Annotated in this window: 8 protein-coding genes; 5 read left to right on the forward strand and 3 right to left on the reverse strand. The window is 57.4% G+C overall.

Translation table 11 applies throughout. The features are described 5' to 3' along the window. Window positions 1-80: 80 nt before the first annotated feature. Window positions 81-1,274 (reverse strand): helix-turn-helix domain-containing protein, encoded by a 1,194-nt coding sequence (locus ACYX4K_RS00225; RefSeq protein WP_475090820.1) that lies wholly within the window; start codon window positions 1,272-1,274, stop codon window positions 81-83. 587 nt (window positions 1,275-1,861) lie between these two features. Between ACYX4K_RS00225 and glk the strand changes: the two genes are divergently transcribed. The 3 genes from glk to ACYX4K_RS00240 all read left to right on the forward strand — a co-directional run bounded on the left by glk (window position 1,862) and on the right by ACYX4K_RS00240 (window position 7,555). Continuing rightward, the gene (gene glk / locus ACYX4K_RS00230) at window positions 1,862-2,824 is read left to right on the forward strand and encodes a glucokinase (protein ID WP_475090819.1); all 963 of its coding nucleotides are present in this window, start codon (window positions 1,862-1,864) and stop codon (window positions 2,822-2,824) included. 226 nt (window positions 2,825-3,050) lie between these two features. Beyond that, a complete protein-coding gene (locus ACYX4K_RS00235; RefSeq protein ID WP_475090818.1) occupies window positions 3,051-5,909 on the forward strand; it encodes a TonB-dependent receptor in 2,859 nt (952 codons plus the stop codon). Between the two features lie 104 nt (window positions 5,910-6,013). Continuing rightward, window positions 6,014-7,555, forward strand: a complete 1,542-nt coding sequence (locus ACYX4K_RS00240) for a tryptophan halogenase family protein (protein ID WP_475090816.1) — start codon at window positions 6,014-6,016, stop codon at window positions 7,553-7,555. Between the two features lie 97 nt (window positions 7,556-7,652). On the opposite strand, the gene ACYX4K_RS00245 is transcribed toward ACYX4K_RS00240, so the two are convergent. After that, on the reverse strand, window positions 7,653-8,390 hold the full coding sequence (locus ACYX4K_RS00245; protein WP_475090815.1) for an alpha/beta hydrolase: 738 nt from the start codon (window positions 8,388-8,390) through the stop codon (window positions 7,653-7,655). Between the two features lie 251 nt (window positions 8,391-8,641). Next, a complete protein-coding gene (locus ACYX4K_RS00250) occupies window positions 8,642-9,487 on the reverse strand; it encodes a universal stress protein (RefSeq protein WP_475090814.1) in 846 nt (281 codons plus the stop codon). Between the two features lie 270 nt (window positions 9,488-9,757). Here ACYX4K_RS00250 and ACYX4K_RS00255 point away from each other — a divergent pair, with 270 nt between their 5' ends. Beyond that, on the forward strand, window positions 9,758-11,512 hold the full coding sequence (locus ACYX4K_RS00255) for an alpha-amylase family glycosyl hydrolase (protein ID WP_475090812.1): 1,755 nt from the start codon (window positions 9,758-9,760) through the stop codon (window positions 11,510-11,512). 362 nt (window positions 11,513-11,874) lie between these two features. After that, window positions 11,875-17,526 carry a PQQ-dependent sugar dehydrogenase gene (locus ACYX4K_RS00260; protein ID WP_475090811.1) on the forward strand — a complete coding sequence of 1,884 codons (5,652 nt, stop codon included), beginning with the start codon at window positions 11,875-11,877 and terminating at the stop codon, window positions 17,524-17,526. Window positions 17,527-17,530: the final 4 nt, after the last annotated feature.

Raw genomic sequence — 17,530 nt, forward strand, 5'->3', positions numbered from 1 at the left:
GCTCTGCGTTGAGAAAGCTTGAAATAGAACCACTATTCCGGCGCTTTCTCGCCTTGATCTGAAGACTTTGGCTGTGCTCCTTAGTTACCGAACTTTCCGCATGGACCACTAGCAGACGGTCGGGAGGGGGTGCGGGCGGCAAGCGCCTGCTTCCGAAACTCGGTGGGAGACATACCTACCAATCGGCTGAAAAAGCGGTGGAATGCCGACTTGCTGTTAAAGCCAGACTCCAGCAGTACGTCCAGCACCGTCATATCGGCTTTTTCCGGATCGGACAGCAATGCCTTGGCGGCTTCCACCCGGTAGCTGTTCACGTATTCGAAAAAATTGGTGCCGAAGTGCTTGTTGATCACCGCTGAGACCTCTTTGGCGGGCAGATCGATTCGCTCGGAAAACTGTTCCAGGTTCAGATTTTTCTTGAGGAAAATCTTATCGCTCTCCATGGCGTTTCGAACCTTCTCGATGGCGGGCTCTGAGGGTTCCTCTTCTGCCGTTACTGCAGGCGTCTCTTCCTTGGGCTGGGTGACCAGCAGCTGGTGCGCGTAGGTCAGGCTGTAGGCAAAGAATGCGTTGATGAGGATAAACGACAGGTAGTTGTCGGCGATGCCCATATAGTCCGCAACTATTTCGCTGGAGAACTTCGCCACCACGTGCACCACCATGGTCCAGGCCCAGGCGATGCAGACTCCCCATACCAGTGCCGATAGCCAATTCAGTTCCACTTCGGAGTAGTGCGAGTACTCGTCTTTCAGTGCATGGCGATAGCGGCGCAGCTGGAGTAGCGCGGCCACCGCGTAGACGAAGGGTACCAGTGAGGCCAGGTCCCAGATCAGCTCGATAAACGTGGCGGGCAGGGCCTGATCCAGATTGTGCGCATTGCGCAGGTCACTGCTGGTGATTCCGAAAATCGCAATACACAGTAATGCGAGCAGGGCTGGTGCCAGGTGGATCGTCATTCTCGGGGTGAAGTTCAGCTTCGGGCGGGTCAGCGAGCAGACATAGAGATAGATCGCCGGGCCTTTCAGAAGCAGAGTTGCAAACAGCAGATAGGGCAGCGCGCTCTGCTCAAACCAGGGGGCAACCGTAAACTGGTCGTTCCACAGCAGCAGGGTGCAGCCGGATGCGATCGCAATCACCAGCAGGAACGCCGTCAGCAGTCGGCCATCGTGACGGGCGCGTGTGGGCAGAATGGACTGGAACACCGCCAGCAGCAGGCACTCTGCTGCCGTCATCAATAGGACCACGTCGTGGATATTGAAGATGTATTGTTTCATTGAGACATCGCCGGAGAGTTCTTGTAGTTGTTGTTATGTTTTTATGGGTTTTATAGGGGGGGAGTATATGAGAATTCCCCCCGGGGGAGGAGCGTGCGCGGCCCCTATCCCGCCGCGGGGCCATCCCGGTTTGTCCATTCTGGCAAAGTGACACTGCCCAGTTTGGGGATTTTTTCAAAGTGGGGCGACGGATTCGGCGGCCGCCGAGCACACTCAATCTATCGGGTTCCCGGTTGCCGTCCTTTGTTGCCGTCCTCTATCGGTGTGACGCCACAGGCCGTCGGTGTCGCAGGCGGAACGCCAGCCTCGGGCTCGAATCATCTCTCTTTTCCCGTTGAAGGGACGTTTCTCGTCGACCTTCCGACATTGGTAGGGCCGGCAGGATTTACCTGCCGGGCTTTTTCCCCCAGATCTGCCCGAACGCCATGCCCAGGGGCTGCATGATCCCGCTGGCGCCTCATCCCCTCATATTTGTCTCTACTACGCTATCGAGGGCTGGAGTTTTTGCCGGCAAATCATTACCTTATAGCGCCATTTTTGGGGCGGTAAGTCCTGCCCAATCAAGGAATCTATTAAAGGAAAGCCTCATGACCAGAATCGTTGCGGACATCGGCGGCACCAATGCCCGCTTCGCCATCGCCCACCCGCATCAGGGCGGTTACCGGCTGGAAGCCATTCATGTGGTGAACTGTGCCAAATTTGACGACTTCTATAGCGCGATGGGGGAGTGGCTCGAAGGGCTGGACCAGGCGCGCCCCAGCGAAGCATGCGTCGCTGTGGCGGGGCCGGTGGAAAAGACCCCCGAAGGCGGTCGCGTAACCATGACCAATCTGGGCTGGGACATTCGCGCGGAGGAGCTGTGCAAGCGCTTCTCCCTTGATCGCGCTCTGGTGGTGAATGATTTCGCCGCGCTGGCGCTGTCCCTGCCGCGCCTGCAGGAAGAAGACAAGTGGGCCCTGCGAGATGTGCCGGCACAGGCGGGCGGACCTATGGTGGTCGTCGGCCCTGGTACCGGCCTCGGAGTGGCGGCGCTGGTGAGCGAGGCGGGTAAGTACCGCGTGGTTCCTGGGGAAGGTGGCCATGCCAACCTGTCTGCGGGCAGCGAGCGCGAGCTGGAGTTGTTGCGCATCCTGGCCCGGGATCAGATGCCGGTGTACAACGAGTATGTGCTCAGTGGTGGCGGCCTGGTGAATCTTTACCGCGCGGTCGCCGCCCTGCACGGCCGCCAGGCCGAAGAGTTAACCCCGCCGGACGTGAGCGGCCGCGGCCTGGACGGTTCCGACCCTCTGTGTCGGGAAACTCTGGTCGACTTCCTCAATTTCCTTGGCAGCGCCGCAGGAGACGCGGCCCTCTACTATGTGGCCCGCGGTGGCGTCTTCCTTGGCGGTGGCGTGCTGCCAAGGATCGAGTCCCTGCTGCCGGAAAGTGAATTTGAGCAGCGCTTCACTACCAAAGGCCGCCTCGGAGACTGGTTACAGGGGGTGCGTGTTGAGGTATTGAAGGCCGGTTACCCCGCGCTGGTCGGCGCTGCGGCCTGGCTGGAGCGCTGACCGCCGGGTTTTCTCTTATTCCCGCATCAATTAGGGCTGAACAAACTTTGCTCAGCCCGTATAATCTTTCACCTGATGGTGACCTGGGCCGGCCCTCCTATCCCTCTACTCCTCCGCCGGCCCCAACTTCTCCCCCCTCCTCCCCCCTTGGGGGTGGAGGATAAGGACTTCGGGTAAGCCTAGGATGGCATTACTCACCATAACGATAAGTCCAAGGGAGAAGATGATGAGTCTGACTAACAAACGATTCCGGCCGGCACTGCTGTCTGCAGCCATTGCCGCCGCTGCGACCGCCTCCATGGGTTCCTTTGCACAGGAACAGGATGAGGCACTTGAAGAAGTAGTAGTCACTGGCATTCGTTCCAGTGTTCTCGATTCCGTATCCGCCAAGCGGGATTCCGATGTAGTAGCAGAAGTGATCGACGCGGGTGACCTGGCTTCCCTGCCGGACGTTTCTATTGCCGACGCGCTTGGCCGCCTGCCCGGTGTGACCACTGTGCGTGATTCTGGGCAGTCTTCCCAGTTGAACATCCGTGGCATGAATGGTGACTTCGTTCAGACTAGCCTGAATGGCCGTGAGCAGGCGAGCACCAGTGGCTACACCGCCGGCAGCCGCTGGATTGCATTTGACCAGTACCCCTCCGAGCTGATTACCCAGGCCGCCGTTTACAAGTCTCCGAAAGCATCGCTGATCGAGGGCGGTGTAGCCGGTACTGTGGAAATGAAGACCGCTAACCCGCTAGAAGCGGAAAAGCAGCACAACTTCAATGCCAATGTGCGTTACTCCTTTAACGACGCCGCGGAGAACGTTGGTGCTGACGAAGCTGGCCAGCGTGTTAGCTTCTCTTACCAGGGCAAGTTCCTGGATGACACCCTGGGTGTAGCCGTTGGTTACGCTGATTTGTCCCAGCCAAATAACGCTGAGCACATGAACTCCTTCGTCGAAGGTACCCGTGATTTTGATGGCGATGGTAGCGAAGATCGCATCATTAAGGGCTTCCAGCTGCGCGCGGAAAATGGCGAGGACGAGCGTCAGGGCTATCTGGCTTCTGTTGTCTGGCAGCCAAGCGACGCTATCAGCGCCCAGTTTGATTACTTCCGCTCTGATTTCAGCTCCGTTGACACCCGCAGCGGTTTCTATCTTGAAGGCCTGCAGCGCGATGCGGGTACCTACGATATTCAAAACCCGGTAGTTGAAGACGGTATCCTGACCGGCGGCGATGTCACTTTGACCACTCTGAATGGTCCTTGGATCGAAGTTCGCCAGGAAGACCAGTCTACCGAATCTGTGACTGAAAGCTTCGGCTTCGAATTCGACTGGCAGATCACCGATAACTTCAATGCGAAAATGGATATCGCTCACAGCAGCGGTGAAAAGACTCGCCTTGACCGAATCGCCAGCATGCACGCCTACGACCTGACGTATGATGCCGACGGTAATCTGCAGTCCTGGCAAGAGTTGGGTGATCAGAGCGTAGCGTTCCAGCTGAAGAACGGCAAAATGCCTTCCGTCGCGTTCAATACCGATTATACCGACCTCAGCCATATGCGCCTGGGAATCTGGGAGCAGTTCCCACACGAATACACCGATGAGCTGGACAGCGTAAAATTCGACTTCAAATACGATGTTGATATGCCGGTAGTTGCCTCTTTCGAGGCTGGCGTTCGCTGGAGCGAGCGCGTATTTGGCGATGAGCGCGGTACCTTCCGTTGGGGCCGCCGCGAAGGTCAGAATGGCTTTGTCGACACCGATGGCAATGTCGTACTGAACGAAGGTTGTGAGTTCAACCGAAGTGACGTCGCCTGTATGCCAATGGATCTGGATGGCTTCGTAAATGTCGAGTCCTTCGGCGGCTCCATGTCCGGCTACCCGAACTATCTGACGCTGGACCTGGAAGGTATCGCCAATGCGGTGTTTGGCCCGGGCAACTATGACGCTCAGCAAACCTGGGATCACAACTGGACCCTGATTGAAAGTGGCGAGCTGAAAGAAGAAGTCACCGCGTACTACTTCATGGCGAACCTGGATACCGAAATGTTTGGTATTCCGGTTACCGGTAACGCAGGCGTGCGTGTCGTTGAAACCGATACCAAGTCCATCGGTATCCAGCAGGTGCGTGACGGTGAAGGTGATGAAATCATCGACGACAACGGCGTGGCGCGTTACGACTACGCTCATGTTGAGTACGGACCCGAGTACACCGACGTACTGCCGTCCCTGAACCTGAGCTTCCACATCACCGAGCAGGACCAGGTGCGCTTCTCCGCGGCGAAAGTGATGGGCCGTCCTCCGGTATTCCAGCTGCGCGGTGGTGCAGGTTCCTGGATCGATACTGCCAATGACGGCGTAAGCCCTCGCTACAACGTGTGGTCAAAAGGTAATCCGAACCTCGATCCGTTCCGCGCGAATCAGCTGGATATCTCTTACGAGCACTACTTCGAAGATGGCGGCGCGGTAACTGCAGCTGTGTTCTACAAAGATATCGAGTCCCTGATCGAAACAGTTACCTTCTTCGAAGGCGATATCGCCTGGTCCGAAATTGGCCTGGAAGCGCCAGCCGGCCTGGTTGAAGGCCAATACCAGACTGTACGCAACAACGATATGGGTGGTTACGTCCGCGGTATTGAACTTGCCTACACCGATACCTTTGACCAGTTGCCTGGTATTTTCTCCGGCCTGGGTATGACCAGCAGTTACTCCTACACTGAGAGTGAGACCGCAGTAGATGGCGGTGGTAACTTCCCGGATCAGTTGCTGCCGCTGCCCGGTCTGTCTAAGAATGTGTGGAGCACCAGTGTATTCTGGGATATCGGTAACTTCAGTACTAACGTGAATGCTCGTTACCGTGATGAGTACGCGTTTTCCGGTGTGGCTCCGGGCGGTTCCAGCCTGACGATGGCCGATGCGTACACCACCGTCGACTGGCAGTCTTCGTACTCCTTCGACAATGGTGTAGACGTACTGTTCCAGGTCAATAACCTGACCAATGAGCCAAATGTCGCCACCTACGGTACACCGAGCGCGGTTGCGGAGTACGCCGAGTACGGTCGTCAGTACTTCATGGGTGTGAGCTATCAGTTCTGATTTAGGAACTCCAGATAGTCCCATGACTGCTTTGCAGTGACACAGGCCGCCTGCCGGGGTAACTCGACAGGCGGCTTTTTTGCATTAAGAATTGTGGTTTCAACATGATTGGACAGAATCAGAAGCCGGGAAGTGTTCCCGCGAAAAAAATTGTCATTGTCGGTGGAGGCACGGCAGGGTGGATGGCCGCCAACCTAATGGCAAAGAGCTGGATTAAGAAAGGCTTTGAAATCACGCTGATTGAATCACCACAGATCGGCATTATTGGTGTTGGCGAAGGATCTACACCGCAGCTCAAAGGCTTTATGGATTCCTTGGGAATCACTGAGCAACAGTGGATGCCGGCCTGTAATGCTACGTACAAGCTCGGGATTACGTTCAAAGACTGGTCTGTACGGCCGGGCTATACCAGCTATTTTCACCCCTTCCCCGCACAGCCCGATGACTACACAGCCCCCGCGTTCTTTCACAATAGTTATGTCCGCCGCCAGGGTGTAGATGTAGAGGGGCACCCCGATCACTTTTTTCTCGCAACGTATCTGGCTGCACAAAAAAAGTCACCGATAGCGTCGGAAAACTTTCCGTTTGAAATCAATTACGGCTATCACTTTGATTCGACATTGTTGGGGCAGTATCTCGCGCAGTTTGCGCGCGAACAGGGCGTGAAGCATGTCCAGGCTACGATCAATGATGTGCGATTAAATTCCAGTGGAGATATTGCCAGTGTGGTGACCGATGACGGGCAAGAAATTTCCGGAAGTCTCTTTGTGGACTGTTCGGGATTCCGTGGCTTGCTGATTCAGCAGGCGCTGAAATCTGATTTTGTAAGCTTCGGAAAAAACCTGTTCAACGACTCTGCGGTTGTGGTGCAGACTCCAGGGTCGCATGAGCTCGAATCTCAGACAATCTCCACTGCGCTCAAATACGGCTGGGTGTGGAAGATTCCACTGACCAGCCGCATTGGCAACGGCTATGTCTTCAGTAGTAACTTCTGTACTCCGGACCAGGCGGAAACGGAATTTAGACAGCACCTGGGGCTGCTGGATAGCGATGTGGCAGTTCGACATCTGAAAATGAAAGTGGGCCGGCTCGAGCAGCACTGGATGAAAAACTGTGTGGCCGTTGGCCTCTCACAAGGCTTTATCGAGCCGCTTGAAGCGACAGCTTTGCACCTGGTTCAGGAAACAGTGGAAGGGTTTATCGAGGCATTTGAAAAGGGCGATTTCACCGACAGAAATCGCGGTGCCTTCAATAAGAGTATCAATGACAGGTTTGAGGCAGTAAGAAACTATATCGTGGCGCACTACCGCGTCAGCTCGCGCAATGATACCGACTACTGGATCGAGAACGGACGCAACGAGCACCTCTCGTCTTCACTGCGTTCGGTACTCGAGGCATGGGTGAGGGGAAAAAATGTTTCCGACGAGTTGGACCGTCAGGATATCGACCGCTACTACCCGTCGATATCCTGGAACTGCCTGCTGGCAGGCTATGGCCTCTACCCCGAGCAGCATCAATTGAAGCCGGGCAATGCGCTGGCACACAAATACAAACTGGATGAAATTCAGAATTTCATCAGACGATGTGGATTGAACTTCAGGTCCCACCGGGAGCAGATCGATCAACTGGCAAATCAGTTGAATTGATGCAAAACGCCGGAAGTCCGGCAGTTGTTTTAACTGCAGCTCGTCTTAAGTCACTGGTAGAAGTAAGAATGTGTAACGGTGAATTGAGTATGGTGTATTAGATTTCACATTGCGCATCAAACAGCCAGGTTACCGCGCGCGGAAACTCACCACGCCAGAACGCTTCATTGTGTTCCCCGCGCGGATCCAGCTCCGCATACCACTGAGTAACAGGAACGTTATTCTCTAGCAGCGCCTGCATTTTGTGGTGCCCGGCACTCATTTCCTCGCCCTCCAGCTCACCGGTTAGCAGGTAAGTGCGAGTCTCTTTCAGGCGCGGGTTTTTCTCGGTAGCGGCAAACATTTCCGGCGCTATCCAGTAGGAAGGGGAGAAGATGCCGGCCATGCCGAAGATATCCGGATAGCGATTGATGGCATGGTTGGAAATCAGTCCGCCCATGGAGCTGCCCATAACGGCGGTTTGTTCTCGGTCTGGCTGTGTGCGGTATGCGCGATCTATTTGCGGCTTCAGCTCCTTTACCAGGAAATCCACATAGGCGTTGCCTTCGCCGTGGCCGAAGCGCTCGTTGTCGTAGGGATTGAGTTCGGTCATGCGGTGCTCGCCGCCGTTGTCGATACCCACCACGATCAGATCCAGGCCGCATTGGTCGGACAGTCGGTTCAGGGTCTCGTCCACACCCCACTCCCCCGAGTAGGCGGTGGCATTGTCGAACAGATTCTGCCCGTCGTGCATATACAGTACCGGATACCGCTTGCCGGAGTCTTCGTAGCCTTCTGGAAGGTAAACGCGGTAGTTGCGTTCCCGCTGCAGCGTGCTCATCTCGATGGCTGGCATGACGTGAACATTGGGTAGTGCTGTGGACGCAGGTTTTGTAGCGGTTGGAGCGGAAGATGCGCTGGCAAGCGAGGATAGAATTGCGAATACCAGAGGTGTGGCCAAACTGAGTTTCTTGTGCATTGTTATGTCTCTCGAGATCTGGTGCGAGTGACAGTATCCAATGTTCGGAGAAAGGGTGCGTCAGCCTGGATTGGGGAGGAGGAGGAAATACAAGGCCCCGCGAGCGCGGGGCCCAGAAGGGAAGGCAATCAGTGCGCGGTGGTCGTAAACGCGTTACACACCATCACATCCGTTTCCACAGAGCCAATCACCCGCTCGGCGGTATTGCCGCGCAGCAGTGAGCCGGTCTCGCCGTACTGGTTCAGGGTGCCCATCACCACCAGGTCGGCGTCGATTTCTTTGGCGATCTCCGCGACCACTTCATTGGTATATCCCTGCTTCACATGAATGCGGTCGGTGGGTACGCCAGTTTTGTCGGCCAGCTTGGCCAGGGCGCCGCGGTCCGGGTAGAGCATGGAGTCCAGGTAGGCATTCACCAGGTGCAGCTCGGCACCGTACACCTCGGCAATGTAGCTGGAGCGCTCGGTGATCTGGCGGTTGAGCTGGCGCTGCTGGGTGGTCTGGGCCTGGTAATTGACGGTGGCCAGAACCACTTTGCGGCGATCCTTGGCGCCCGGGCGGATCAGTACTACCGGGCACTTGGCGTGCTTCAGTACCTGCCATTTGGATTCGGCGAAGGTGAAGCGTCGGCTGCTGGTGCGGGCGTGTACCGGCAGGTAGATCATTTCTGCGTTGTAGCGCTTGGACTCTTGAATGATCGCGCCTTGCCAGTCACTGGACCAGCAGACGTTGATCTCGAACTCCACGCCCGCCTCTTCGATGGGCTTGCGAATCTGGTCGCGGAACCAGAATTCGTCGCGGAACAGGTGGTCGTTCACCGCACGGGTGTCGACAGCTTCGCCATCCACGGCTACGAAGACCGCCAGTTTGGGCTGCGGATTGCGTTCGCGGGCGGTGGCCAGGGCGCGCTCCAGGGCGACATGGCGGTCATCGTTGGGGTCTACGACTACGAATACGACAGGTTTTTCCTGCATGTTCACTCCTTCAAATTAGAAATCTGTTTCCCTAAGTTCTCTCTCTGCGCAATCGGTATTCTTCTCCAACGCAGACGCTCCGCCCCATTGTTATTGGCGCCCTGATATTGGGGTATCAGGGCATCTGGGCGGCCCCGCGGACGGGTAGTCAAGACTATCACCGGCCGCTGCTTTTTTCATCTACGCCCCACCCCGGGAGGATGAAACCGGGGGTGAGGCGGGTACAGTAGGCTGCAGTGATGACCGTTCGATAACGACGGAGAGAAGATAATGAGAAAAATGAACGCACTGGCCGCGCTGATTTCCGCTGCGGCCCTGACAGTTACCGCCTGCTCGGACGGCGGGGCCAACCCGGCGGCCGATACCGCTGTTGAATCAAAGGTTTCTTCGGCGTCGCAGTCTGCACCCGCCCTGACCGAGGTGAAGCAGGCAGCCGCGGACCCATTCTGGAATAACGCCACTATCTATTTCATGCTTCCGGACCGTTTTCACAACGGCAACCCGGAAAATGATCTGTCCTATGGCCGTGAAAATGACGCGGCCCACCTGCGTGGTTTCCATGGTGGCGACCTGCGCGGTGTGATCCAGAAGCTGGAAGAGGGTTACTTCACCAATCTGGGTGTGGATGCCATCTGGATGTCGCCGGTCATCGAGAATGTGCACGGCTTCGATGAGGGCGACAAACGCACTTATGCCTTCCACGGTTACTGGCCCAAAGACTGGACCAACGTGGATGAAAACTTCGGTACCGAGGAAGAACTGGCAGAACTGATCCGGGTTGCTCGCAGTAAGGGTGTACGCATTCTGCTGGATGTCATCATCAATCACACCGGCCCGGTGACCAGTAAAGACCCCCTGTGGCCGTCGGACTGGGTGCGCACCAATCCCCAGTGTGACTGGAGCAGCTTTGCCCAGAACGTACAGTGCGCACTCACGGATAACCTGCCGGATATTCTGACCGAGAGCGAAACGCCGGTAGCACTGCCGCCGCAGCTTACTGAGAAGTGGCAGCGCGAAGGTCGCCTTGACCAGGAAGTGGCAGAGCTGGACGCCTTCTTCGAGCGCACCGGGTACCCGCGGGCACCGAAATACTACATCGTCAAATGGCTGACCGACTGGGTACGTGAATACGGTGTGGATGGCTTCCGTGTTGATACCGTAAAACACGTCGAGCCGGAAATCTGGGCTCTGTTGAAGAAAGAGGCCAGCCTCGCTCTGGAAGAGTGGAAGGCGAACAACCCACAGGAAAAGCTGGATGACCGCAGCTTCTTTATGGTGGGCGAGGTTTACCACTACGGAGTTAAAGACTTCGCCAGCAGTGACGGCCGCCTGTATGACTTTGGCGACCGCAAGGTGGATTTCTTCAACTACGGCTTCGACAGTCTGATCAACATGGGCTTTGCCGCCCACGCAGCCGACGATATGGAAACGATCTTCAGTGAGTACTCCAGCATCCTGCATGGCGGCGAACTGCAGGGCGTATCAGTACTGAACTACCTTGGCTCTCACGACGATCACCACTCGTTTGACCGCGAGCGCAAGCAGGTGAAAAGCGCAGCGTTGAAACTGATGCTGGCTCCCGGTGCGGCGCAAATCTATTACGGCGACGAAATTGCCCGCCCGATGATTGACGAACAGGCCTACGGCGATGCCTCCATGCGTGTACCCATGGACTGGAGCAGTATTGAGCGGGCGCAAACCAGCGAGATCCTGGATCACTGGCAGAAGCTTGGCCAGTTCCGTCAGTCTCATCTGGCGGTGGGGGCCGGTGTGCACAAGCAGCTGAGCGAAGCGCCGTATATTTTCTCCCGCACCCTGGACGATGACCGTGTCATGGTCGCACTGGATATGCCGGTGGGTAAAAAATCTGTGGATACCGGTGCGGTATTTGTGGACGGTACCCTGGTCAAAGATTACTACTCCGGCGTGGAAGCTACCGTCGAAAATGGCACTATCACGCTGGATACCGAATTTGACACGCTTCTACTGGGCCCTGTGGCGTCTACAGAGGTCAGCGCACGCTAATGCGTATTTGTCGATGCAGCGTCAGTGAGTCACCTTGTTGTTCCCGCAATAGCGGGGATTCTGGCACCCCCTGGGTCAGGTAGGACCCGAACTTCTCTTTCTCGTCGAAAGGCTTGCCGGTATCAGGAAACTGATACCGGCTTTTTTTTGGCTGGTGTTTGGGTGACCCGCGATGGCGCATTTCGGTACTACGCCCCCGGGGAGGGGGGAGGTAATCACCGTGTAATGGCGTAACTTGAGGCTGTGCCAAAGTGTTTTTGCACACGAATAGCGCTGAGAGGTTGTCGGCGATTAAATAATAAAGGCCACGTATTTAAATAATATGATGGTTTTCCGGATAAAAATAATTCCCGGAGTTAGCGATGATTTCTGCCCCTGTGAACACCGGAGTGCCACACTCCGTTGCTGCTGTATTCCTGCGCCTTGCTGCTGCGCTGATTCTGCTCCTCCCTTTGAGCGCCTCGGCGCAAACCTGGTCCGAAGCCTGGTTCCGCGGTACCCCCAACGACTGGGGTACCACTGCGATGACCTACGATACCGCTGAAGGTGTCTGGGTTACCGAGCAAACCTTCGACGACGCCAATCCGCGCTTCAAAATCAGCCACTATCAGAACTGGAATGAAGCCTATCCCGGGGCAGATTACCAGGTGGCCAATGGCCACTATCGCATCACTTTCGATGATGACAGCAAGGCCATTACCGTAAGCGAAATCACCGAGCCCCCACCCGCCGGCACGACAACCAGTATCTGCTTTGACAACCCGCAGAATTACGCGAGCCCGCATGTCTATTTTTGGAATCCAGCGCCCGGCGGCAGCGTGAATGACCTGCCCGGTTGGCCCGGCGCAGCGATGAGCGAATCCGGTGAGCATTACTGCTACGACTTCTCTGCGCAGTTGAATAACGGTGAAATGCCGGACTCGCTCAATGTCATTTTCAATGACAATGGCGGTGCGCAGACTGCGGATCTGCAATACAGCGGTGATCCCTGTTATATCGGCAACCAATGGCAGCCGGCGGCGGCCTGTGGCTTGGATGAGGAGCCCAGCGATGACCTGCCGCCGAGCACCCGCCCGTTGCTGGCGCAGCCGCTGAACTTCCCGATCAGCGGCAATGTCTCCGGAGGCAACTACCGCTTCGAGGTGGCCTACCCGAACCTGCAGGGGCAGTTTATGTCTCCGGTGATGGTGATTCCGGACGGCATCAATGACCTGCTGTATGTGGTGGACAAAACCGGCACCATTTTCGCATTCCCCAATCGCGAAGATGTGGCGCCCGGTGAAATTCGCGAGCTGTTGAATATCAACGGCGAGGTACGGAACTACCACGAACAGGGACTGCTGAGCATGGCCTTTGACCCGGGCTTTGCCAGCAATGGTCATATCTACATCTATTACATTCACGGTACCGATGATAATGAGCGCGCACCGGATGGCAGTTACGGTGACGCGATTCTCGAACGCTGGACCCTAGACAACCCCAACGATCCGTCTCAGGCGCTGGCTTCTTCACGCACGGAAATTCTGCGGGTTCCCCAGCGCGGGCCGGACCACAAGGGTGGCATGATGCAGTTCCACCCGGAAGACAATTATCTGTACCTGAGTATCGGTGACGGCGCCTACGGTCACAGCGCCACCATGAGCTATCCGGAAGATCCGCGGACCAATAACGGCGCCCAGGAAACCGATAACCTGCTGGGTACGTTTATTCGCATCAAGCCTCTAGAACAGGCGGTTAACGGCAAGTACTACGAAATCCCCGCGGACAATCCTTTTGTGGGCGTGCCGGGTTTCCGCGAAGAAATCTGGTCTTACGGCCACCGCAATCCCTGGCGCTGGAGTTTCGATACCGAAGCGCCCTACACCCTGTGGGAGACGGAAGTCGGCCAGGCGGGATTTGAAGAAGTAAACCTGATCGAAAAAGGCAAAAACTACGGCTGGCCGGTGTGTGAAGGCACCAACAACCGCGGTGATCTCGGTGGTGATCCCGGTAAAAACTGCAGTACCGATTTCGAGCCACCGCGGGATGGTTACGCGCACCCGACCGGCTACTCGATTATTGGCGGTGTGGTCTATCGCGGCAACGCTCTGCCGGGTCTCAGCGGAAACTTTGTGTTTGGCGATTACGTCACCAAGCGCATCTGGTCCATCGTGGATGGCGAAGCCAAAGAACTGATCAGCGATGCCTTCCCGGAGAATATCGCCTCCTTCGGTACCGACCTGAGTGGCGATACGCTGCTGGTTTCCACCTACGGTGTGGAGTACGGCGGCCAGTCCACTATTTACAAAATCGTGGACGACGATGCGGAAGCGGCGGTCATCCCGGCGAAGCTCTCCGAGACCGGCCTGTTCGCAGATCTTGAAGCCCTGGAGCCGGTAAGCGGCGTTATCGAATATGCCCTGAATACCGAAGGGTGGTTCGACGGTGCGGCACTGCGGCATTTTATTGCGGTGCCGAACGACCAGCAGATCGACTTTACTGAGACCAGTCAATGGGATCTGCCTGTGGGTACCGTGCTGGTAAAACACCAGAGCGTCGCCACCGCGGACAATCCGCAACAACCGTTTACCACGTCCGTTCTGTTCCGCCAGGACACCGGTAAGTGGCAGGCGGCTAACTATTACTGGAACAGCGCCGGCACCGACGCTGACCTTGTAACCGAAACCCTCACAGTGATGGACGGCGGCATTGAAAACCGCCAGCGGGCCGTGCAGTCAGCCGCCGACTGCGGATCCTGCCATATCGGAAGTGGCAGTCGCGAGCCCCTGGCGGTGCACACCCGTCAATTCAATCGGGAATTCCAGTACGGCGAGACCGAAACCTCGGTGGCCAATCAGCTGGATGTGTTCAACACCATCGCGCTGTTGTCGGCAGACATCGGCAGCGCCGATAGCCACAACGCCTTCGTGAATGCAGCGGATACCAGTGCCGATCTCGATGAGCGCGCGCGCACATATCTTGAAACCAACTGTTCCCACTGTCATGCCAGTGGCTTTATGGATCTGCGCTACGACACCCCGCTCGCGGACATGCGTATCGTGAACGTGGAAACCACCGGCGGCGCCGCCCGCTTGCGCCCGTTCGACCACGCCAACAGTCTGGTGTACATCTACCAGACCACCGATAACAACCGCATGCCCAAAGGCACTCGCTATACGAACCCGGTGGCGGAAGCGCTGTTTCGCCAATGGATCGATGGTACCGGCCTGCAGCAGGTGGGGATTCAGCTGGATGCGGACAGCGATCGCCTGAATGGCGGCGATGCGCTGGCCGTGGAGGTTTACTCCCTCTACGACAACGGATTTACCGCGCCGGTACCCAATGCGCCGAGCGTAAGTACCAGTAATAGCAATGTGCTCGCCGTGGAGTCGGTGGGTGACGATGACTTTGTACTGCGCGCCGGCAATACCGGGTCTGCCATTGTCACGGTGCAGCAGGGCGGTTTCAGCAGCCAGCTGACCATCGCGGTAACCTCTATTGATACCGCCATTACCGGACTGGAAATTGCGCCCCAGGGGCAGTCTCTGGAAAGCAGCCGCCAGCTGGTTGCGGTGGGACTTCGTGCCGATGGCACCCGGGAAAATATTTTCGGACAGGTCAGCTGGTCGATCGAAAGTGGCCCCGCCACGGTGGATCAAAGTGGACTGGTGACGCGCACGGGAACCGGTGAAGTCGTAGTGCGGGCGACCCTGGGTGAATTCACGAAGCTGCTGACACTGGCAGAAGGCTTTGATGGTATTCGCGTGCGCTACGACAACCCGAACAACTGGGAGCAGGTGATGGTACACCTGTGGACCACCGTCGATGGGCAGGACCAACCGTTGACCGAATGGCCGGGACTGTTGATGTCCGGGCCTGATGCCGAAGGCTGGTGGACCCACACCGTTGAGCAGGAAGATCTGCACAATGGCCAGGTTAACCTGGTCTTCAACAACGGTAACGGTGAGCAGACCGGAGACCAGCGTGATATCGACGAGACCTCGAGCTTTGTCGGCGGCGCCTGGGAACCCTGGACGCCCGAAGGGCCTGTTGGCGGCGACACATCGCGGGTTTCCGTGATCGGCGGTACCACGGCGGACGGCGGGCGCGATTACGCCATCGGCAGCGTGATCAGCGTCAACGCCGACGATGCGCCACTGGGCACTGTATTTGGCGGTTGGAGCGGCGATGCGGCGCCCTATATCGTCAGCGACCCGTCGCTGCCGCAGGTGCAGCTGCTGATTCCACAGCACGACCTTTCCCTGGTGGCACTCTTCCCCAGCGCAACCAACGAGTACGAGGCGGGGCAGAATTTTTACGCGGCCCAGTGTGCAAGCTGTCACGGTGACCAGGGCCAGGGCGCGGTTGCCCAGGTGCTGGCCGGCAGTGGCGCCAACTGGCAGTTGGGCGAGCTGACGCAATATATCGAAGACTTTATGCCCATGGACGCCGCCGCCAGTTGTACCGGCGACGAGGCCGGTGCCTGTGCCTATGAAGTGGCGAGACTGATTGTGGACGAAGCCTGGGACAGTGGCAGCTGCAGTGGCAGCGACTGCGATGGCAGCAATCTGGATCAGCGCAACCTGCGCCTGCTCACCCGCGAGGAATACCTCAACAGCGTGCGGGATATTTTCGCAATCGATTTCGACAGTTCGATGATGAGCCCGGTACCCGCCGACGGTCGCTACCGCAATTTTGACACCGCTTCCTACCTCTCCGCGGACAACGACCGCACCCTGGGGTATGAAATGGTGGCCGAGCAGGTTGCGGACCTCGCCATCGCGCAGGCCGGTTTCATGAACCTGGTGAGCGGTTGTGGCGATGTGCAGTGTGTGGTGGATACCCTCGGCTTCCGCCTGTTCCGCCGACCGCTGCAGAGTGCGGAAATTACCCGCTACGCAGGACTTTACCAAAGCGACGATGATGGCCGCCTGGCACTGCAGGCGATGCTGATGTCACCGCACTTTATGTATCGTTCCGAGCTGGGTGTGCTGGACAGCGAGAGTGGCCTCTACCGGCTCGATAATTACGAAGTGGCAACCCTGCTGTCCTACACCTTCTGGGCCACCACACCGGATGACACGCTGCTGCTGGCCGCCACCGAAGCGGGCTTCGATATTGCCGCGCAGGTGGATCGCCTGCTGGCGGACCCCCGTGCAGAACGCGGTCTGCGCCGCTTTATCAGCGGCTGGCTGATCAACAATCAGTATCCCTTCCCGGCAATCACCGATACCAATCTGGTGGCGGCGTTCAAGGAAGAAACCGTCGGCTTTGTACTGGAGAACATCCGCTCGAATTCTGCCTTCGGCGAATTGCTCTCTGCCAACTACACCTGGGCCAACGGCGATCTCGCCGCGCATTACGGCCTGGATGCGAGCGGCGGCGACTGGGCCATACGCACCTTCCCCGCGGGCGATCCCCGCAGCGGCAGCGGTCTGCTCGGCCACGGCAGCTTCCTCGCCTCCCGTACCAGCACCGTTAACCCGGCGCCGATCAAGCGCGGCGTATACGTGCGCGAAGTGCTGATGTGCCAGGAGTTCCCGCCTCCGGCTGCCGCGGACTTCAATGTGGTATTTGAAGATACCGACAGCAACCGCGAAGCCACTGCCCGTCACACGTCCGATCCTGCCTGCGCCGCCTGTCACCAGTTTATTGACGGTGTCGGCTTCGGTTTCGAGCGCTTCGGCAGCGATGCCCTGTATCGCACCATCGAAACCATCGGTACCGGTGAGCAGCGCGAGATTGACGACAGCGGCAGTATCAAGAGTCTGTACACCCCCGCGACGGTGATGGATCCGACCAGCCCCAGCTACGACTTCTATTCAGTGCCGGAACTGGCGGGCCTGATTGCCGGTAGTGACCAGGGCGAGGCGTGTTTTGCCCGTCAGTTCTACCGCTATGTGGTTGGGCGTGAAGAGGGTGCCAGTGACGATGTGATCATTCACACTACCAGTGAAGACCTGCGCAATGGCGGTGGCATGCGCGATATGTTGCGGACCCTGGTTCTGTCCGACGCTTTCACCCAGCGCCGCTAGGAGA

The sequence above is a fragment of the Microbulbifer sp. ABF4_107 genome, from assembly GCF_056312215.1.